The following is an 18,721-nucleotide window of genomic DNA, read 5'->3' on the forward strand; positions in this document are numbered from 1 at the left end:
TGGCGGTGAACGCGACCTGTAGCAGCTGCCGAAGGCTGCGTTCGGCTGCGCCAGCTGCTACAGAGGTCAGATCAGTCGATGGATCTGCTCTTCACTCAAGCCTGCTTTGCGCAGAATGCCTGTGCTGTGTTCCCCTCGGGTCGGCACCTTGCCAACCGCCGAAGGCGTCGCTGAAAACCGTGGCGCTGGTGCCGCCTGCAACACGCCGTTCTCACGCGAGTACACGCCACGTTCGGCCATATGCGGATGGTGCAGGGCTTCGACCGGCGTCAATACCGGGGCGAAGCAGGCATCGGTGCCTTCCAGTAGATCGATCCAGTGCTGGCGTGGCTGGCTGGCAAACACGGCTTCCAGTCGCTTACGCAATGGCCCCCACAAACGTGGATCGTAGGGGCTCTTGAAGTCCGGGTCGTCCCCCAGTCCGAGCTTGCTGAACAGCAGCGCATTGAACTGCGGTTCAAGGGCTTGCACGCTGACAAACAATCCATCGGCACACGCATAGGTACGCGCCCAGTGCGCGCCATCGAGCAGCCCGCGACCGCGCTCCAGTGGCTGCTGACCGGCAGCGTGCGCCGACAGCAACAGGTTCATCAGGTTGGCGCTGCCATCGACAATCGCCGCATCCACCACCTGACCGACACCGTTGGTGCTGGCGTTGATGATCCCGGCCAGAATGCCCATCGCCAGGTACAGCGCACCACCACCCAGATCGCCCACCAACGTAGGAGGCGCCATCGGTGGCTGACCAGCCTCGCCACTGAACCACAAGGCGCCGGACAGCGCGATGTAGTTGAGATCGTGGCCGGCGGCCTGCGCCAGTGGACCGTGTTGGCCCCAGCCGGTCATGCGCCCGTAAACCAGCCGTGGGTTGCGCGCCAGGCACACGTCGGGGCCCATACCCAGGCGCTCCATGACACCGGGGCGCATGCCTTCGATCAATGCGTCGGCACCCTCGATCAGGCGTAACACTGCCTCGATGGCTTCGGGATCCTTGAGGTCCAGGGCGATCGACTGTTTGCCACGGTTGATGATGGCGTGCTTGCCCAGGTCGAGCATGTCAGCGCCCTTGGTAACCGAGCGCTCGACAAGGATCACCTCGGCGCCCATGTCCGCCAACAACATGCCGCAAAACGGCCCCGGGCCGATGCCGGCAATTTCGACGATACGAACGCCGTCCAATACGCCCATGTGCGTACTCCTTTGGATGAATTTAGAGGTGGGGGAGGTTAACGACGTAGAAACAACGCGGTCATCACGGCATGCAACACCACCGCAGGCCACAGTAATAACCCGCCGCCGACCCACACGCCGATGTACGCCAGGTACAACGCAATCGCCCCGTTGTAGAACAGCATCGAACGCAGCGCGGCCGGGTTGGCCGCTTTGGGCCAACACGCGATGCCGAGCGCAATCAGCGCGATGCCGAAACAGCGGGCGACCAGGTCGGTCGCGTCCGTCGCGGTCATCCCCAGCAACAGGTTGCAGACAAGGCCCGGCGTGAGCAGCAGCGCCGCGCCGGTCGCCAGTTCGATAACCGCAGAAACTACAAGAAGCTTATGCGGGGTAAGGGCGGGTACTGGATTCATGATCGTCCTTTGAGGAAAGAGAGGCGCTGGTTGCGCGGTCCTGTCGGATGAATTCGGCGGCTTGCTCGCCGATCATTACCGTGGCGGCGGTGGTGCTGCAACCAATGATAGTCGGCATGATCGAGGCATCGACCACACGCAGGCCTTCCAGCCCGTGCACCTTCAAGCGTGCATCCACGACAGCCATGGCGTCGCTGCCCATTTTGCAAGTCCCCACCGGGTGATAGAGGGTGTCGGACCGGTTGCGCAGGACGCTTTCGACTTCGGCGTCGGTGAACATCGGCTCATCAATGACATCTGTTGGGTTGAATGCCTTGAAGGCCGGAGTCGCCATCACCTTCTGGATGATGCGATAGCCTTTGATCAATGTCTTGATGTCGTCCGGGTGGGTGAGAAAGGCCGGATCGATCAGTGGCGGGACCATGGGGTCCGCGCTGGCCAGGCTGAGTTGTCCGACGCTTTTCGGGTGCAGCAGGCAAGCATGAATACTCAGGCCATGACCGCGGTACAGCGTGCGACCGTGGTCGGCGAACATGGCGATGGTCAGCGCCAGTTCGATGTCCGCCTGATGCAACTCAGCAGAGGTCTGGACGAAGGCGCAGGCCTCGGCGAAGTTGGTGGTCAGTGGACCGCTGCGTCGCCGCCAGTAACGGATCGCCGCTTTGGCGATGTCCCAGGCTCCCGCCAGTGACAGGCCGATCAGGTGACGGGATTTCACACGGTATGAATGCACGTAATCGATGTGATCCACCAGGTTCTGGCCTACGCCCGGCAGTTCATGGACCACCGGGATGTCGAACTTCAGCAGCTCGCCAATCGGCCCCACGCCAGACAACAGCAGCAGATGCGGCGAATTGAAGGCCCCGGAACTCAGAATCAACTCGTGACGCGCGTGCAAGGTGCGCTTGACGCCGTTCTGGATGAACTCGACGCCCACCGCGCGCTTGCCGTCGAACAAGAGACGAGTGGCGTGTGCGTGGGTTTCGATGTGCAGGTTCGCCCGGTGGCGGTTTGGCGTCAGGTAGGCCTTGGCCGCGCTGCAACGCTGTCCGTCCTTTTGCATGACCTGCACACGACCGAAACCTTCCATGCTCGCGCCGTTCTGATCGGGGCAGGCCGGGTAACCCGCCTGTACGCCGGCCTCGACAAAGGTTTCGCCAAAGGGATTGGGCGAGGAGTGGAAACGCACATTCAGCGGGCCGTTCTGGCCGTGCAATTCGTCTTTGAAGTGTTCGTTGTGCTCGGCGCGCTTGAAGAACGGCAGCACCTCGCGATAGCTCCAGCCAGGATTGCCCAGGGCGGCCCAGCGGTCGAAGTCTTGCGGGTGACCGCGGTGATAGGCCATGGCATTGATCGAAGAACTGCCGCCCAGGGTCTTGCCCCGTGGTTGATAACCGGTGCGGCCGTTCAAGCCGGTTTGCGGCACGGTCTGGTATTGCCAGTTGTTGATCGAGGTTGGCACCATCGCCGCGACACCGGCCGGCATGTGCACCAGCGGATGAGTGTCGGGGCCACCGGCTTCCAGCAGGCAGACGGAACTGTTCGGATCTTCCGACAAGCGACTGGCGACCACGCAGCCGGCAGCACCCGCGCCCACAACGATGTAATCGAAATGCGTGTTCTCGTTCATGCGTTATTCTCTTTGTTCGATGCACAACTCAACGCATTGTGTGCAGAACGCCGGGTCGACACCGGTCAATAGAATGAATTCAACGGTCACTGGGAAAGGTGACTATCGCGCCAAGCATTGGAACATCACGCAGAAGCGCCATGCCGGTGATTGACCGATACAGATCCGGGGGCGAGTATCGGTTCTCGCATCCCCAGCAGTCAGGCCCATGTCAGGTTCGAAAATGGATACGTTCGGTACCGAAATTCCGTTGCAAGAAGACGCGCTGCAACCCTCCACCATCGGCAGCTATACCGTGGCTATTGCGCGGGCGCTGGACGCCAGTGGCATCGACAGCAAACGGATTTTCACCGCCACGGGCATCCCGCTGGGCCTGTCCACCGATCCGATGACCCGCTTGCCGGCCACTACCATGACGCGTTTGTATCGCGCCTGTGTCGATGTGACCAACAACCCGTATTTTGGCCTGACCGTGGCCAAGCATATCCATCTCACCCACTTGCACGCCTTGGGTTATTCCCTGGCTGCCAGCGGGTCCCTGATGGATTTCTGCCGACGCCTGGAGCGCTATTTCCGGTTGGTGTCCCAGGTCGCCAAGGCCAATGTCAGCCAGACCGACGAGCACGTCTTGCTGCGTTTCGACCACTTGGTCGAGCTCTGCGGCGAGACGGAAGATGCGTTCTTCGCCTTTCTGATCCGGGTGATGCGCTTGCTCTACAAGCAGGAGTTTAAGCCCGTTCGCGTGGAAATGCGCCGGCCGATGCCGCATGAGGGCGCGGCCCCGTATGAAGCATTGTTCCGTGCGCCGGTGTTGTTCAGGCAGCCGTCCAGCCTGCTGGTGTTCGACAAGGCAGACCTTCTGCAAGTGCTGACCGGCTCCTGCCCTGAATTGGCGCAGGTCAACGACAATATCGTGATTGGCTATCTGGCGCGCCTGGACAAGAACGATGTGATCACCGGGGTCACTCAGAAAATCATCGAATTCCTGCCCAACGGCGACTGCACTCGAGACAAGGTCGCCAGCGCGTTGTGCATGAGCCCGACCAAATTGCAGCTCAAGCTCTCCCAGCGAGGCACTCATTTCCAGCAACTGCTGGATGACACCCGCAAGGAACTGGCGTGCAGCTATCTGAGCCAGGCATCACGCCCGGTGACCGAAATTACCTTCCTGCTGGGCTTCAGTGACACCAGTAACTTCACCCGCGCCTTCAAACGCTGGACCGGGTTGTCGCCGACGGATTATCGCCAGCAACCCTGAAACATCCTTCCTGCACAAAAAACTCCCCAGGCTCCGCAACGTCGATCAGCTAAGTCATAACGCGATCCGTAGCAGCCGGACGCAGGCTTCGCCAGCTGCTACAAAAATTGCGCTACCGCTGAAATTGTTTAGCTGACCGATGATTTGGCCCAATTGACCGGCACCCCCCCGACTGCTCGCGATACAACAGTCTCGACCGATCCGGCCTGCGTTCCATAGAGCAGAACGCACCCCCGGAACCGGCACTTTCTTGAATGACTTTTCGTGAAACCACAGAGAAGGCGAGCACGCTAGATGAATAACAACAATAAGATCTGCCCAACCAATCTGCGACGCGGGCTTCTGGCCTCGGCGGTTCTCGCCGGGTTGGGAATGACGCCAGTGCAGGCATTCGAGTTCGACACGGGGAACGAGGACCTGTCGGTACGTTTCGACAACACCTTCAAGTTCAACTACGCCCAGCGGGTCGAAGCGCCGAATACCAAACTTGCCAACTCGTGGAACAACAACGACGGTAATCGCAATTTCTCGTCCGGCAGCCCAGTAGCCCAGCGTCTTGATGTGCTGTCGGAACTGGACGTGGTGTACAAAAAACAGATGGGCTTTCGGGTCAGTGCCAACAGCTGGTACGACCATGCCTATGACGATATTGGCAGCGATAACGCGGCGACCAACCAGCTCAATAATGGCAAGCCCGATTCGCGGCACCAGAGCGGTTATGCCGACCGTTACTACAACGGTCCATCGGCGGAGATCCTCGACGCGTTCGTGTTCGGCAGCACCGAGATCGGCGACGAGTCGCTGCTGAGCGGCAAGGCCGGCAAGCACACCCTGTATTGGGGTGAAAGCGTGCTGGCCTTCGCTCATGGCAACAGCTATGGCCAATCGGGTCTGGATTTGTCCAAGGCCCTTGCCGTGCCGGGCACTGAAGCCAAAGAGCTGTTCATTCCGCGAAACCAGTTGTCCACCAGCCTCACCGTCAACCAGGAGTTGACCTTGGCCGCGCAGTATTTCCTCGACTGGGACGCTGCACGGTTGCCAGAGTCAGGGACGTACCTGGGCTTCAACGACGGGATCCAGAGCGGCGGCCACAACCTGTCGCTGATCGCCGCGCAGAATCCTCGTTTCGGTACACCCGGTCCGTTGGGCGCCAATCAGTTCCTGCGACTCACCAATGGCCACACGTACACGCCTGACAACCACGGTGACTTCGGTCTGATGGCCAAGTGGAGCCCGGCGTGGCTCGATGGCACCTTGGGTGTTTACTACCGAAAAACCTCGGACATCCTGCCCAACCTGGTGCTGCAACCGACCGCCGTCGGGCCGGCTCAGCTGATTTCCGGCAACGCTGGCAGTTACAACCAGTTCTACGTCGACGACATCGACGTCTACGGTTTCAGCCTGGCCAAAAGCATCGCAGGCGTGAGCGTCGGTTTCGACCTCAACTACCGCCACAACATGCCGCTGTCCAGCGTTCCGGCCACCGTCAACCCAACGCTGGGCGCAGCAGGGCGCCCAGGTTTCATCAGCAGCTTTGATGGTGAAAATGGCGTGGCTCGCGGCAATACCGTGCATGCGGTTTTAAACGGCCTGACGACCTTCGGCGATACCCCGTTCTGGGATTCCTCTTCATTGCTGGTCGAGCTCGGCTATAGCCGCTGGCTGGACGTGACCGAGAACAAGCAACTGTTCAAGGGCGAAGACTGGTACCGCGGTGTCGACAAGGTGTCCAAGGACAACTACATCCTCGGCATGAACTTCAACCCGACCTGGTATCAGGTGTTCCCCGGCATCGATATGTTCATGCCGGTCAGCTACAACGTCGGCCTCGCGGGCCAGTCCGCCGTGCAACTGGGCGGCAACAAAGGCACCGGCAGCTACTCGGTCGGCGTCGGCATGGATGTGCGCAGCCAGTACCGTTTCGACCTCAAGTACGTCGATAACTTTGGCGACTTCGACACCTGCGGTTCTGCCGGCAACGCCGGTACGCAAGGCGATGGGGCGGCTCCGGGTGCCAACGGTCAATACAACTGCGTTCCCGGCCAGACCTCTGCGTTTGCCGGTACCGTGGCCCAGCTCAAGGATCGCGGCATGGTCACTTTCACTTTTAAAACCACCCTCTGATCTTCGAGCTGTGCGTTAACAGGAGACACTCATGAATTTCATCAAATCAGTATTGGCTACCGCACTGGCGCTGGCCGTCGCAGGGTCCGCCCATGCGGCCGTCAGCGCCGACCAGGCTGCGAAACTCGGCACCAGCCTGACGCCGGTAGGGGCTGACAAAGCCGCCAACGCCGATGGCAGCATTCCCGCTTACACGGGCGGGCTGACGAGGATTCCAGCCGATTTCAAAACCGGCGACTCGTTCCGCCCGGACCCGTTTGCGGCGGAAAAGCCGCGCCTGGTGATCACTGCTCAGAACCTCGCCGAGCAAAAAGACAAACTGACCGCGACGGCCCAGGCGTTGCTCAGCCGTTATCCGTCCTATCGTCTCGACGTGTACCCGACCCATCGCAGCGTTGGACTGCCCAAAGGGGTATTGGACAACACCGCTAAAAATGCCGTGACCGCCAAGACCACCGACGGTGGCCTGTCACTGGAAAACGTCCTGCCGGGTGTGCCGTTCCCAATCCCGGCCGACGGTAACGAAGCGATGTGGAACCACTTGTTGCGTTATCAAGGCGTGGCCATGACCAACAAGTACGATTCCTGGAACGTTGACTCCTCCGGCGCGGCGTCCCTGAGTTCCACCGGTAATTTCTTTATCGAATACCCGTTGTACTCGCCGGTACGCCCGGTCGGTCCAGTGTCGGCCGATGAAGTGTTCTACAAGATCAAACTGGCGTACTCCGGCCCGGCTCGCCGTGCCGGTGAAGCGCTGTTGCTCATGGATTCGGTCAACCCGCTGACTCAGCCGCGTCGCGCCTGGCAATACTTGCCGGGGCAACGTCGGGTGAAGCTGGCGCCGGACCTGGCCTACGACACGCCAAACCCCGGCACCGTCGGCGCCGCGACTTACGACGACGCCTTCCTGTTCAACGGCGCGATGGACCGTTACGACTTCAAACTGGTCGGCAAGAAAGAACTCTACGTGCCGTACAACACCTACAAACTGAGCTACCACAAGGACGCGGCCGATGTGATGAAGGCCAATCACGTCAACCCCGACCTGCTGCGTTGGGAGCTGCACCGCGTGTGGGTGGTCGAAGCCACGCTCAAACCGGGCAAGCGCCACATCTACAGCAAGCGCACGTTCTACCTCGACGAAGACAGCTGGATCGCTTTGGCCTCCGACGAGTATGACGCCCGTGGCCAGCTCTACCGTGGCGGCTTCTCGCACCTGACTTACAGCTATGACGTGCAGGCCCCGGACACGATCAACCACATGCTCTATGACCTGATTTCCGGCGCCTACAACGTCAACGGTTTCTACGGCCCTTACGGTGGCCTGAAGTACATCGATCCGCTGTCCAAGGCGCAATGGTCCGCCGAGTCGCTGGCCGGCACCGGCATCCGTTAAACCCTGCAATCCCCCCTGTGTGAGCGAGCCTGCTCGCGATAGCGGTCTGACAGTCGACCTCTGCGTTGAATGTACTGGCCTCATCGCGAGCAGGCTCGCTCCCACAAGGGAACTGTGGTGTGCACTGAGAAAATAATAATGACGATGATCAAGTGGTTTTTGCTTGCCGCGCTGTCAGCTTCCCTGGCCGTGCCTTTTACCCGGCCGGTGATCGCTGGCGAGTTTGCCGGTGTGCTCGATACGCCTGCACTGCATAGCGATCTGGCCGCGCAGTCGACGTTGACCGGGTTGACCCTGGCCGGCGAGCGATTGGTTGCCGTGGGCCAACGCGGGCACATTTTATATTCCGATGATGCCGGCCAGCACTGGCAGCAGGCACAGGTGCCGGTCAGTTCGGATTTGGTTGCCGTGCACTTTCCAAGCCCTCGACAAGGATGGGCAGTCGGGCACGATGGCGTGGTCCTGCACAGCATCGACGCCGGCCAGACTTGGAGCCGACAACTGGACGGGCGTCAGGTCGGGCCGATTCTGCTTGATTACTACCAGCATCAACTGGCCAACCAACCCGACAACGCAGACCTGCAAGCTCGGGTCAGCGACGCTCAACGCATGGTCGAGGAGGGTGCCGACAAACCTTTCCTTGATGTCTGGTTCGAAAGCGAACAGGTCGGTTACATCATTGGCGCCTTCAACCTGATTTTCCGCACCGACGATGGCGGTCGCAGCTGGACACCGTTGCTCGAACACACCGACAACCCCAGTGCCCTGAATCTCTACGCCCTACGCCCGGTGGGTGCCGATTTGTTCGTGGTCGGCGAACAAGGCCTGGTGATGAAGCTGGACCGCGCGAGTGGCCGCTTCAACGCTACCCCTACGCCGTACAACGGCAGCTTTTTCGGCATTACCGGCAAACCGGGAGCCACGCTGGTCTTCGGTCTGCGTGGCAATGTCTTCCGCAGCACTGACAGTGGGGCGAGCTGGAGCAAAATCGACCTCGGTCTGCCTCTGAGCATTACTGCCAGCAGCGTCACTGCCGATGGCCGGATTGTGCTGGTCAGCCAGGCCGGCCACGTGCTGGTCAGTGTCGATGACGGCGCAAGCTTCCAGATCAAACCGAACACCTCGCTGGCCCCAGTGGCCGCCGCGCAAGTGGCCACTGGCAGCTCGCTGGTGCTCGCAGGCACCCGTGGCCTGCGGCAGTTTCCCCTTGAATAAGCCCGGCATTACAAAGAGAACTCCATGATGGGTCACTACGAACTTGAAACAATGCCGGTCATCCGCGAGCTCAAGGGCTTCGACGCACGCTCTGGTAACGCCCTGGAACGGCTGATTTTCAACAACCGCTTGTGGGTGGTGCTGGCCTGCCTGATGGTGACGGTGGCGCTGAGCTTTTTCGCCATGACCCGGCTGACGCTCAATGCCAGCTTCGAAAAGATGATCCCGCAGAGCCAGCCTTTCATTAAAAACTACCTGGAGAACCGCCAGGCCTTGCGCGGTCTGGGCAATGCCGTGCGGGTTGTGGTTGAAAGCAGCAATGGCGACATTTTCGATCCGCACTATCTGGACGCCTTGAAAGAGATCAACGACGAACTGTTCGTGACCCCGGGTGTCGATCGTGCGTGGATGAAGTCACTGTGGACACCGGCGGTGCGCTGGACCGAAGTCACCGAGCAAGGCTTTCAGGGCGGCCCGGTGATGCCCGACTCCTATGACGGTTCGGCGCAGAGCGTTCAGCAGTTACGGCAGAACATCGCCCGTTCGGGCATCGTCGGCAGTTTGATCGGCAACAACTTCAAATCGAGCATGATCTTCGTGCCGCTGCTGGAGAAAGACCCGGTCACCGGGCAGGGCATCGACTACCACCAGTTCTCGAAAACCCTCGAAGAAAAGCTGCGCAACAAGTACGAGTATGAAGGTGGCGTTCGCGTTGTGGGCGAGGAGGGCAAAGGCCCGATCAAGATCCGCGTCATCGGTTTCGCCAAACTGGTCGGCGACCTGATCGATGGCTTGATGCAAGTGATGCTGTATTTTGGCGCCGCCGCGCTGATTGCCACGGCCATCATTTTCTACTTCACCCGGTGTGTGCGCAGTACGGCGCTGGTGATCCTCTGTTCCGTGATTGCAGTGGTCTGGCAATTGGGCCTGGTCGCACTGTTTGGTTTTGCGCTGGACCCGTTCTCGATTCTGGTGCCGTTTCTGGTGTTCGCCATCGGCGTCTCCCACGGCGCGCAGAAGATGAACGGGATCATGCAGGACGTCGGTCGCGGCACTCATCAATTGGTTGCTGCACGTTACACCTTCCGCCGTCTGTTCCTGGCGGGGCTGACCGCGTTGCTGGCCGACGCCGTGGGCTTTGCCGTGTTGATGCTGATCGATATCCCGGTGATTCAGGACCTGGCGATTACCGCCAGCATCGGTGTCGCGGTGCTGATCTTCACCAACCTGGTGTTGCTGCCGGTGTTGCTGTCGTATTGGGGCGTGAGCCGCAAGGCGGCCGAGCGCAGTCTGCGTGCAGAGAACAAGGAACTGCGCGGCAAAGGCATGGGGGCGCTCTGGAGTTTCCTCGACAAGTTCACCGAACGCCGCTGGGCCACCGTTGCCGTCGTCATCTCGGGTTTGTTGGCAGTGGGCGGGATTGTTGTCAGCCAACATCTAAAGATCGGCGACCTTGATCCTGGCGCCCCGGAACTGCGTTCTGACTCGCGCTACAACCGTGACAACGCTTACATCACGGCCAACTATTCTCTGTCCAGCGACCAGTTCGCGATCATGCTCAAGACCCCCAGTGAAGGCTGCCTGAAATACGAAACCCTGGTGGAAGCCGATCGTCTGGCCTGGCTGTTGCAGCAGCAACCGGGGGTGCAAACCACGGTGTCGCTGGTCAATGCGGTGCGCCAGATCACGGCGGGTTCCTATGAAGGCAACCCGAAGATGTTGACCATCGCGCGCAACCAGGACGTGCTCAACTACGGCGCGCAGCAGGCGTCGGTCAGCAGTCCGGACCTGTTCAACAATGATTGCTCGATGATGCCGATCGTGGCGTATCTGTCGGATCACAAGGCTGAAACCCTCGACCGCGTGGTGCAAGTGGCCGAAACGTTTGCTCGTGAACACAGCAACGGCGAGCGTCAGTTCATGCTCGCCGCCGGCAGCGCCGGGATTGAAGCGGCGACCAACATCGTTGTGCGCGACGCCAACCGCACGATGCTGTTGTACGTGTACGGCGCTGTCATTGTGCTGTGCTTCATCACCTTCCGCAGCTGGCGCGCGGTGGTGGTGGCGGTGGTGCCGTTGATGCTGACTTCAATACTTTGCGAGGCCTTGATGGTCTGGCTCGGTATGGGCGTCAAAGTCGCCACGTTGCCGGTGATCGCCCTCGGCGTGGGGATTGGCGTGGATTACGCGTTGTACCTGTTGAGCGTGCAACTGGCGCAGCAACGTGCCGGTTTTTCGCTGACCGAGGCCTACCGCAACGCCGTGGCGTTCACCGGGAAAGTGGTGGCGTTGGTCGGGATTACCCTCGCCGCCGGTGTCATCACCTGGGCCTGGTCGCCAATCAAGTTCCAGGCGGACATGGGCATCCTGCTGACGTTCATGTTCATCTGGAACATGATCGGAGCATTGGTGCTGATCCCGGCGCTATCGCACTTCCTGTTGCGCAAAGTGCGATAGGCAGGATCATCGATTAAAAGTGATAGTTCAGTAGCCTCGGCAATGATCGCCGTTGATCGAATTCACTCCAGGGGCGGCGAGCAGCGCTCGTCGCCCCCTGACGGTTACTTGCCGGTAGCGGCTGCCAGCAGCGGCGCCATTTGTTCATCGGTCAGTGCGGCCTGAACTTCCATCTTCATGAGGTCGTTCCACTCCAGCACCCACTTTTGAATCGCTATAGGATCGTTCGCCTCCGCCACGCCAAAACCGCTCGAACCGCCTATGGCATGCCAGCGTCCGAGCATTTTGACGCCGGCCGGTGGGGCGCCCCCGGTCTTGAGGAAACGCTCGATGGCTTTGTTGCGATTGTCCGCACTGATCGACCATTTGACTATGAATAACATCTGCCACCTCCTGCTACGGATTGGCACCTGTTTGTCTTCGCGCACCTGGCTGGTGCCGGGGCCACGATTACGCCTCTGTTCCCATCGCTCTATTCTGGCTGGTGTAAAACCCTTTCTCCCATGAGAAGGCATAGCAGCGCCCCGTCGTTCGCGTATGACCGCTGATCCTATTTAATGGCCTTTTCAAGGATTGAACGACGCCGCCGTCAACGCCTGTTTCACCAGCGAAACATCGGCAGCGGCTTGAGTGGCGAACGCAGGAATTGCCGTGCGGTTTGCCGGAGCAGCATCCCGTGAAAGCCATGATTGGGCAGCGCCGCCTTCACCGTTTTGATGTAGGCCCGTGGCAGGCCGAACGTCAGCAGTCCGAGCGACACATCAATGACATCGGCGCGCCGGAAGGGCTCGACGCTGAGCGCATGGTTGGCACCGTAGGGCCGCACTTTGTGGTGTTCCAGGATCAGTGCCGTCACTTCGCCGCTCAAGTGCGACAGTTGCCGATTGGCGAGGTAGTCGGTGGCCAGGCGCACCGAGGGTTCCAGGTAATCGATGGTTTGATCGGTCCAGATGCCCAGGTCGTGAAACGCCCCGGCGATCTGCACGGCTTCGGAGGGCAGGCCTTCAATGCCGCTGATCGCGCGGTAGAAGTTCAGCACCCGGTAAATGTGATTGCGATAACCCGACAAATCGGTACCGATCGCCAGTGCGTAGGACGTCAGTATTTCGTCGGTAACGGGGAATTCGAGAAGGGGATTCATCGGTTCGGACCTCAGGCGTCGCGCAACAGGTCATTGGCGTTGAGGATCTCGAAGGCGATCTCCGGGCGTTTCTCCAGACTGCGGCGAATCGCGGCCGGGATCGACTGGCGGGTCTTGCGGCACAAGCCCGGCAACTCGCCGAGGGTGATGCCGATGCCGCGCATGGTACGCACTTCGTTGAAGCTGGGGACGATGTCCACGCGGATGCCCAGTTGTGCGTACATGCGGTTTTGCAAGCGTTCGAGGTCAGCCAGGCTTTGCAGGTTTTCCAGACGATCGAGCAGACGCTTTTCTTCCTGCCGGGTCAGAAACAGGATGCGCACGTCCGCGCCCGGTGTTTCCAGCAACGGGTCTCGCCCGCAAATGCAGGCGCCGGGCGGGCAGGGTGAGCGAATCGGAGCAGAGGTCGTCATTGGCCTTAATCATAGAGCGCCCCAGGCGAATCGTCAGTCGGAAATATCGGTCACCGGGATGATCTGTTCGCCATCGGGCTGAGTGCCGGTCACGGTTTTCCTTTCCCGACGATCATTGATCCAGTTGTCCACCTGGGCGCCGAACTCGGCCGGGGCTTTACGTCCGACCCTGCGGGCGAGGTCGAGAATGGTCTGCTGGGCGAGGGCGTCTTCCATGCGTTGCTGCGCGGTCATCATGACGGCGTGAACCGAGCAATGACCTTCCACTGCCCACGTCGGCGGGGAGCCCTCAAACAGCGCACAACGCCCACGGATATCACGGCAATCGAAGATGAGCTTCTGGCCATCAATGGCGTTGACGATGTCCAGCACGCTGATTTCGTCCGCCGGCCGCGCCAGTTTGAACCCGCCGCGCACGCCCTCGGTCGCGACCACCAGTTTGGCCTTGGCCAGCTTGGTGAAAATTTTCGCCAAGTAGTCCAGGGGCACACCTTGCAGCTCAGCGAGGTCACGCACGCTCGCCTCACGGCTATCGCCGTAATCGCCCACCAGAAAAAGCAGGCAGTGAATGCCGTACTCAACGCCCGCGCTGTAAAGAGACATGGTTATCTCCGACTGAATGAGTCGTCAATGTTACCAGCCGATGGTCGGGGGTGCAACGAACCTTCGGCATGGCCTTAATCGTCTATCTGTCCTGTGTTTCTTATATATAGAAGCTTTTGTGTAGATTTTCGAGGTGTCTGTATTTGTGAAGATAACCATCGATAGAAGGTCGTTGCTTCTAGTAACTCGGAACACTATAGTCGCCGTTGTCAGCTCGGCAGCGAGTTCAATCTTTGGTCTTCCTCGGAGTTAAAACAATGAAACAGCACATTTTGGTTATCGGCGCAGGTTTCGGTGGCATGTGGACGGCGTTGAGCGCCACGCGTCTGTTGGACATCCATAATCAAAACGACGTGGAAGTCACGGTACTGGCACCTCAGGCCGAGCTGCGTGTGCGTCCGCGTTTCTACGAACCGAATGCTCATCAACTGGCCGCACCCCTGGGCGATCTGTTCGAGGCCGTCGGTGTGAAGTTCATTCAGGGCGCAGCGCAATCCATCGACGTGCAGCAAAAACAAGTCGGCTACACCGATGCATCGGGTGCCGAACAGGTGTGCAGCTACGACAAACTCGTTCTGGCCACCGGCAGTGGTCTTGCGCTGCCCAACACCCCGGGCGTGGCCAAACACGCGTTCGACGTGGACCAGATCGAACAAGCCGTGCGCCTGGAAAACCATCTGAAATCCCTGGTCAACCTTCCAGAAAGCAAAGCGCGCAACACAGTCGTGGTGGCCGGTGGCGGCTTTACCGGGATTGAAACAGCGACGGAAATGCCAGCGCGTCTGCGGGCCATCCTCGGTGAAGAGGCCGACATCGAAGTGATCATCGTCGATCGCGGTGAAAAAGTCGGGGCGTCCATGGGCAGCGAAATCAGCCAGTCCATCGCCGAAGCCAGCACTGAGCTGGGCGTGAAATGGCGCTTGAAGTCATCGGTCGTTGCCGTCGATGAAAACGGTGTGACCCTGGCCGATGGCCAGCGCATCGACGCCAAGACCGTGGTTAGGACCACCGGTGTACGGGCAAGCTCGCTGACTGAGCAGATCCCGGCCGAACGCGATCACCTCGGTCGCCTGCACGTCGATGCGCATCTGAAAGTCATCGGCCAGGACGATATTTTCGCCACCGGCGATGTGGCTTATGCCGCCACGGATGACATCGGCAACTACGCCCTGATGACCTGCCAACACGCGATCTCGTTGGGGCGTCACGCTGGCAACAACGTCGCTGCGCAGATCCTGGGCGTGGACCCGACGGCGTACAGTCAGCCCAAGTACGTCACCTGTCTGGATCTGGGTGCCTGGGGCGCGGTTTACACCGAGGGCTGGGATCGCCAGGTCAAACTGGTCAAGCAGGAAGGCAAGTCGCTCAAGACCCAGATCAACACGCTCTGGATCTATCCGCCGGCCGCTGACCGTGCCACCGCACTGGCGGCTGCGGATCCGATGATTCCGGTTGTTGCCTAAGAGATTGGCAGTGCTGTCTCGATAAGACTGCTTGCGTAAAAAATCCCGCTCAAGTCATCTTGAGCGGGATTTTTTATTCCCGTGCGCAAGGCTTGCCGACCGACCAGCAACCATTTGCCAGCCTTCTTTTGCCAGATCTGCAAGTTGTCGATTTCAGTCGGGGCCCGCTCGGTGCCCTTGATCGCCTGTGCCGAAAAATGATGGCGAACCCGCGCTCATCATCCGAGACTGGTTCAGGCCAGCATCGACAGTAAGGCACCTTGGCGGTCCAGTTTGGCCAGGTCGTCGAAGCCTCCGACATGGGTGTCACCGATGAATATTTGCGGCACGCTGCGACGACCGCTGCGGGTGAGCATCTCCTGGAATTTTCCGGGGTCCGACTGAACGTTGATTTCCCGGGTGGCGATGCCTTTGCTGGCCAGCAACGTCTTGGCATTGCGGCAATAAGGGCAGGTGTCAGTGGTGTAAAGCGTCACGGTACTCATGGGGTGTACTCCTCGGGTCAGACATCCGCCTCAAGCATCGATGGCAGGGAAGTCGATCTCGGTCAGGGCCAGATTGTTGAGGTAGTTGGTCAGCGTCTGCGACGCAATGTGGGCGACCACCTCGATGATCTTGGCGTCGGTGATGCCGGCTGCACGCGCCGCTTCAATCTGCTCGTTGCTCAGGTGGCCACGACTTTCGGTGATTTGTCGGGCCAGGGTGGCGAATGCATTGAGTTGCCCCTGCCGGGCGCTGAGAATGTCTGGCGCCGACAACCCGGCCTTGCCGGCGAACAGCGTGTGCGCCGCCAGGCAGTAGTCGCAGCCGTTGACCTGAGAGGTGGCCAGAAAAATGGCTTCTTTTTCAGGGGCGCTCAGGGACGTTTTGCCCAGCGCCACCGACTGTTGCAGGTAAGCAGACAGTACGGCGGGGGCATGGGCCAGCGTCTTGAAGACGTTGGGCAAAAAGCCGATTTTTTTCTGCACGCCTTCCAGCAACGGGCGAGTGGTATCGGTGGCATGTTCAAGGTTCAGGGGGGCGATGCGGCTCATGGTGAGACTCCGTCGATTCAAGCGCGGTGTGCGCTGGGTACGGGGTCCATGCTATGGATCATTGCTGGCCTTGAGGGTGCAAATCGTCGAGGATATGCGACAGATCGTCCAGATTTGTCCCCGGGGGAGTCGTTCCATGGATCGCTTGTCCACCTTGCTCACGCATTTCGGTGTCAGTGCCGGCACCTTTCACAGTGGGGATTTTTGCGGCGTCACGTCCTTTGATGGCGAACAGGCCACCGGGCACCTGCATTTGCTTCAGGCCGGCGAACTGACGCTCAAGCTGGCTGATGAGAAAGACCTGCAGCTCAATGAGCCGACGCTGATTTTTTTCCCGCGACCTTATCGTCATCGGTTGTTCGCCAGCGAAGCCTCGGGCACGCAACTGGTGTGCGCGTCCCTGGAATTCGACGGCGGTGCGGGCAATGCCTTGGCGGCGGCACTGCCTGATTACATGGTGCTCAAACTCGACAGCATCCCGACCCTGGCCGGCACGCTGGACTGGCTGTTCCGCGAGGCTTTCGGCGGCATTTGTGGTCGCGAAGCGATGATGGATCGGCTGTTCGAACTGCTGGTGATTCAGTTGTTGCGGCACATCCTGACCAGTCGTGACCAGACCCCCGGGATGATGGCCGGTCTCGCCGACCCACGCCTGGCGCGCCCCTTGAGCCTGATGCACGATTCGCCCGGCAAGGCCTGGACCGTGGCCGAACTGTCGGCGGCGGCCAACATGTCCCGGGCCAGTTTCGCCGACTACTTTCGCTCGGTGGTGGGGCAGACGCCGGTCGACTATCTGGTGAGCTGGCGGATCAGCCTGGCGCAAAAACGCTTGCGTGAAGGCAAGTCCATCGCGCTGATCGCCGATGAAGTCGGCTACGAAAGCCCCTCGGCGCTGGCCCGGGCGTTCCGGCGCAAAACCGGTGCCAGCCCGCGCGAGTGGTTGCAAGACGTCAAGCGTCCGCGATGACCACCCCCGTCGGTCAAGCACATTCCCTGTGGGAGCGAGCCTGCTCGAGAAGAGGCCGGTACATCCAACATCGATAGCGACTGACCCACCGCTTTCGCGAGCAGGCTCGCTCCCACAGGTTTGGTGGCGGTGAGATAGACTCATTTACGGGCACCGACCGTGGGAGTGACACCTGTGGCGCAATTCAAATGGACTCACTGATCACCGCCGCAGCGCACGCACTCGCGGCGGGCGATCCCCTCGGTGCGTTGAACCGGGTTGCCTTGCGCGACGATGCACCTGCGCTGGCGCTTCGCGGCATCGCCATGGCGCAGTTGGGCGATCTGGTCCGGGCCAAGGCATTGGTGCGCAGCGCCGCACGCGCCTTCGGTGCGAAAGCGCCGGTGGCACGGGCGCGGTGCGTGGTGGCCGAGGCCGAAATCGCCCTGGCTTCACGGGATCTCGGCTGGCCGGTGAAGGCGCTCGAAGCGGCGCGAGTGACCTTGCAGGCGCATGGCGACGGCCTGAATGCGGCCCATGCGCGGTATTTGCAGATTCGCCGTTTGTTGTTGATCGGGCGTCTTGATGAGGTCGACAGTTTGCTCGCAGAGCTCGACCCTGCGCCGCTGCCACCGGCATTACGCGTTGTTCATGAATTGGTGGTGGCCGGGATCGCCGTGCGGCGACTCGAAACAAACAGGGCGCGGTCTGCGCTCGAAAGGGCTCAACGCGCTGCGTGCGACGCCGGCATTCCTGCGCTGACTGCCGAGGTTGCACACGCCGTTCATGTGCTCAACACGCCCGCTGCGCGGCTGATAGCCCGTGGCAAGGAGCGACCCCTGTTGCTGGATGAGGTGGAAGCGCTGCTTGGTTCGCCGTCACTGGTAGTGGACGCGTGCCGATACGGCGTGCGCGGCGCGGGAATGTCGATATCCCTGTCCAAACGCCCGGTGTTGTTCACCCTCGTGCGGGCATTGGCCGAAGCCTGGCCCGCGGACGTGGCGAGGGAAACACTGATCACCCAGGCCTTTCGCTTGAAGCTCACCGATGAATCCCATCGAGCAAGGCTGCGCGTCGAAATCGGTCGGCTTCGCACAGCGCTGAAGCCTCTGGCCGGTATCAGTGCGACGAAGCGCGGGTTTGCACTGCAGCCACAGGGTGCTGACGACGTTGTGGTGCTGGCGCGGCCCGTCGAAGAGCCGCAGGCGGCGCTGCTCGCGTTCCTGGCCGATGGCGAGTCATGGTCGAGTTCGGCGCTCGCCCTGGCGCTGAAGGCCAGTCAGCGCACTGTGCAACGGGCCCTTGATTCGCTAGCGGCGGCGGGCAAAGTGCAGTCGTTTGGCCGTGGGCGCGCCCGGCGCTGGATGGCGCCGCCGCTGCCGGGATTCGCGACGACTTTGTTACTCACAGCTTGGGTGCCGGGTGACTAGGATCCATCCCACCACCCAATGAAGA

Annotated in this window: 17 protein-coding genes and 1 pseudogene; 8 read left to right on the forward strand and 10 right to left on the reverse strand. The window is 60.6% G+C overall.

Features of this window, described 5'->3' with window-relative positions; translation table 11 throughout:
* Positions 1 to 66: 66 nt before the first annotated feature.
* The 3 genes from ACA051_RS12655 to ACA051_RS12665 are packed head-to-tail and all read right to left on the reverse strand — an operon-like array spanning position 67 to position 3,216.
* Positions 67 to 1,188, reverse strand: coding sequence for a CaiB/BaiF CoA transferase family protein (locus ACA051_RS12655; protein WP_497375042.1), 1,122 nt, complete (start codon positions 1,186 to 1,188; stop codon positions 67 to 69).
* 38 nt (positions 1,189 to 1,226) lie between these two features.
* Complete coding sequence (locus ACA051_RS12660; RefSeq protein WP_497310107.1) at positions 1,227 to 1,586, reverse strand: hypothetical protein; 360 nt, start codon at positions 1,584 to 1,586, stop codon at positions 1,227 to 1,229.
* A complete protein-coding gene (locus ACA051_RS12665; RefSeq protein ID WP_497310108.1) occupies positions 1,555 to 3,216 on the reverse strand; it encodes a GMC family oxidoreductase in 1,662 nt (553 codons plus the stop codon). The genes ACA051_RS12660 and ACA051_RS12665 overlap by 32 nt, the downstream gene beginning before the upstream one ends.
* Before the next feature lie 223 nt (positions 3,217 to 3,439).
* Between ACA051_RS12665 and ACA051_RS12670 the strand changes: the two genes are divergently transcribed.
* The 5 genes from ACA051_RS12670 (at position 3,440) to ACA051_RS12690 (ending at position 11,666) form a co-directional block, all read left to right on the forward strand.
* Positions 3,440 to 4,474: an AraC family transcriptional regulator gene (locus tag ACA051_RS12670; RefSeq protein WP_497375044.1), complete on the forward strand. Its 1,035-nt coding sequence runs from the start codon at positions 3,440 to 3,442 to the stop codon at positions 4,472 to 4,474.
* 294 nt (positions 4,475 to 4,768) lie between these two features.
* A complete protein-coding gene (locus tag ACA051_RS12675) occupies positions 4,769 to 6,598 on the forward strand; it encodes a DUF1302 domain-containing protein (RefSeq protein ID WP_497375046.1) in 1,830 nt (609 codons plus the stop codon).
* Between the two features lie 31 nt (positions 6,599 to 6,629).
* Positions 6,630 to 7,994, forward strand: a complete 1,365-nt coding sequence (locus ACA051_RS12680) for a DUF1329 domain-containing protein (protein ID WP_497375048.1) — start codon at positions 6,630 to 6,632, stop codon at positions 7,992 to 7,994.
* A 138-nt stretch (positions 7,995 to 8,132) separates the two neighbouring features.
* On the forward strand, positions 8,133 to 9,209 hold the full coding sequence (locus ACA051_RS12685; protein ID WP_497375050.1) for a WD40/YVTN/BNR-like repeat-containing protein: 1,077 nt from the start codon (positions 8,133 to 8,135) through the stop codon (positions 9,207 to 9,209).
* Between the two features lie 27 nt (positions 9,210 to 9,236).
* A complete protein-coding gene (locus ACA051_RS12690) occupies positions 9,237 to 11,666 on the forward strand; it encodes an efflux RND transporter permease subunit (RefSeq protein ID WP_497375544.1) in 2,430 nt (809 codons plus the stop codon).
* Positions 11,667 to 11,770: 104 nt separating this feature from the next.
* On the opposite strand, the gene ACA051_RS12695 is transcribed toward ACA051_RS12690, so the two are convergent.
* The 4 genes from ACA051_RS12695 to ACA051_RS12710 all read right to left on the reverse strand — a co-directional run bounded on the left by ACA051_RS12695 (position 11,771) and on the right by ACA051_RS12710 (position 13,823).
* Positions 11,771 to 12,049, reverse strand: a complete 279-nt coding sequence (locus tag ACA051_RS12695) for a DUF3303 domain-containing protein (protein WP_497310113.1) — start codon at positions 12,047 to 12,049, stop codon at positions 11,771 to 11,773.
* Positions 12,050 to 12,267: 218 nt separating this feature from the next.
* Positions 12,268 to 12,807, reverse strand: coding sequence for an HD domain-containing protein (locus ACA051_RS12700; protein ID WP_497375052.1), 540 nt, complete (start codon positions 12,805 to 12,807; stop codon positions 12,268 to 12,270).
* An 11-nt stretch (positions 12,808 to 12,818) separates the two neighbouring features.
* Entirely contained in the window at positions 12,819 to 13,220 is a 402-nt protein-coding gene (locus tag ACA051_RS12705) for a hypothetical protein (RefSeq protein WP_077749108.1), read from the reverse strand.
* 33 nt (positions 13,221 to 13,253) lie between these two features.
* Positions 13,254 to 13,823: an RrF2 family transcriptional regulator gene (locus ACA051_RS12710; RefSeq protein WP_010455470.1), complete on the reverse strand. Its 570-nt coding sequence runs from the start codon at positions 13,821 to 13,823 to the stop codon at positions 13,254 to 13,256.
* 257 nt (positions 13,824 to 14,080) lie between these two features.
* On the opposite strand from ACA051_RS12710, the gene ACA051_RS12715 reads away from it, so the two are divergent.
* Positions 14,081 to 15,286 (forward strand): NAD(P)/FAD-dependent oxidoreductase, encoded by a 1,206-nt coding sequence (locus ACA051_RS12715; protein ID WP_497375054.1) that lies wholly within the window; start codon positions 14,081 to 14,083, stop codon positions 15,284 to 15,286.
* Between the two features lie 83 nt (positions 15,287 to 15,369).
* On the opposite strand, the pseudogene ACA051_RS12720 reads toward ACA051_RS12715, so the two are convergent.
* From ACA051_RS12720 to ACA051_RS12730, 3 genes and pseudogenes are all read right to left on the reverse strand, one after another.
* Positions 15,370 to 15,501, reverse strand: a pseudogene (locus ACA051_RS12720) (nuclear transport factor 2 family protein); the annotation flags it as partial.
* 18 nt (positions 15,502 to 15,519) lie between these two features.
* Positions 15,520 to 15,771 carry a glutaredoxin 3 gene (gene grxC, locus ACA051_RS12725; RefSeq protein WP_497310116.1) on the reverse strand — a complete coding sequence of 84 codons (252 nt, stop codon included), beginning with the start codon at positions 15,769 to 15,771 and terminating at the stop codon, positions 15,520 to 15,522.
* Positions 15,772 to 15,801: 30 nt separating this feature from the next.
* Positions 15,802 to 16,320: a carboxymuconolactone decarboxylase family protein gene (locus ACA051_RS12730; protein WP_497310117.1), complete on the reverse strand. Its 519-nt coding sequence runs from the start codon at positions 16,318 to 16,320 to the stop codon at positions 15,802 to 15,804.
* Positions 16,321 to 16,456: 136 nt separating this feature from the next.
* On the opposite strand from ACA051_RS12730, the gene ACA051_RS12735 reads away from it, so the two are divergent.
* Both ACA051_RS12735 and ACA051_RS12740 read left to right on the forward strand, forming a co-directional pair.
* Entirely contained in the window at positions 16,457 to 17,287 is an 831-nt protein-coding gene (locus ACA051_RS12735; RefSeq protein ID WP_497310118.1) for an AraC family transcriptional regulator, read from the forward strand.
* A gap of 188 nt (positions 17,288 to 17,475) precedes the next feature.
* Entirely contained in the window at positions 17,476 to 18,696 is a 1,221-nt protein-coding gene (locus ACA051_RS12740; RefSeq protein ID WP_497310119.1) for a helix-turn-helix domain-containing protein, read from the forward strand.
* The last annotated feature ends 25 nt before the right edge of the window (positions 18,697 to 18,721 follow it).

The organism is Pseudomonas sp. LBUM1669 (assembly GCF_059695705.1).

What these genes read in the sequence shown, in the direction of transcription:
- ACA051_RS12655 (WP_497375042.1), bottom strand. Translation starts at nt 1,188, where the DNA reads ATGGGCGTATTGGACGGCGTTCGTATCGTCGAAATTGCCGGCATCGGC.
- ACA051_RS12660 (WP_497310107.1), bottom strand. Translation starts at nt 1,586, where the DNA reads ATGAATCCAGTACCCGCCCTTACCCCGCATAAGCTTCTTGTAGTTTCT.
- ACA051_RS12665 (WP_497310108.1), bottom strand. Translation starts at nt 3,216, where the DNA reads ATGAACGAGAACACGCATTTCGATTACATCGTTGTGGGCGCGGGTGCT.
- ACA051_RS12670 (WP_497375044.1), top strand. Translation starts at nt 3,440, where the DNA reads ATGGATACGTTCGGTACCGAAATTCCGTTGCAAGAAGACGCGCTGCAA.
- ACA051_RS12675 (WP_497375046.1), top strand. Translation starts at nt 4,769, where the DNA reads ATGAATAACAACAATAAGATCTGCCCAACCAATCTGCGACGCGGGCTT.
- ACA051_RS12680 (WP_497375048.1), top strand. Translation starts at nt 6,630, where the DNA reads ATGAATTTCATCAAATCAGTATTGGCTACCGCACTGGCGCTGGCCGTC.
- ACA051_RS12685 (WP_497375050.1), top strand. Translation starts at nt 8,133, where the DNA reads ATGACGATGATCAAGTGGTTTTTGCTTGCCGCGCTGTCAGCTTCCCTG.
- ACA051_RS12690 (WP_497375544.1), top strand. Translation starts at nt 9,237, where the DNA reads ATGGGTCACTACGAACTTGAAACAATGCCGGTCATCCGCGAGCTCAAG.
- ACA051_RS12695 (WP_497310113.1), bottom strand. Translation starts at nt 12,049, where the DNA reads ATGTTATTCATAGTCAAATGGTCGATCAGTGCGGACAATCGCAACAAA.
- ACA051_RS12700 (WP_497375052.1), bottom strand. Translation starts at nt 12,807, where the DNA reads ATGAATCCCCTTCTCGAATTCCCCGTTACCGACGAAATACTGACGTCC.
- ACA051_RS12705 (WP_077749108.1), bottom strand. Translation starts at nt 13,220, where the DNA reads ATGACGACCTCTGCTCCGATTCGCTCACCCTGCCCGCCCGGCGCCTGC.
- ACA051_RS12710 (WP_010455470.1), bottom strand. Translation starts at nt 13,823, where the DNA reads ATGTCTCTTTACAGCGCGGGCGTTGAGTACGGCATTCACTGCCTGCTT.
- ACA051_RS12715 (WP_497375054.1), top strand. Translation starts at nt 14,081, where the DNA reads ATGAAACAGCACATTTTGGTTATCGGCGCAGGTTTCGGTGGCATGTGG.
- grxC (WP_497310116.1), bottom strand. Translation starts at nt 15,771, where the DNA reads ATGAGTACCGTGACGCTTTACACCACTGACACCTGCCCTTATTGCCGC.
- ACA051_RS12730 (WP_497310117.1), bottom strand. Translation starts at nt 16,320, where the DNA reads ATGAGCCGCATCGCCCCCCTGAACCTTGAACATGCCACCGATACCACT.
- ACA051_RS12735 (WP_497310118.1), top strand. Translation starts at nt 16,457, where the DNA reads ATGGATCGCTTGTCCACCTTGCTCACGCATTTCGGTGTCAGTGCCGGC.
- ACA051_RS12740 (WP_497310119.1), top strand. Translation starts at nt 17,476, where the DNA reads ATGGACTCACTGATCACCGCCGCAGCGCACGCACTCGCGGCGGGCGAT.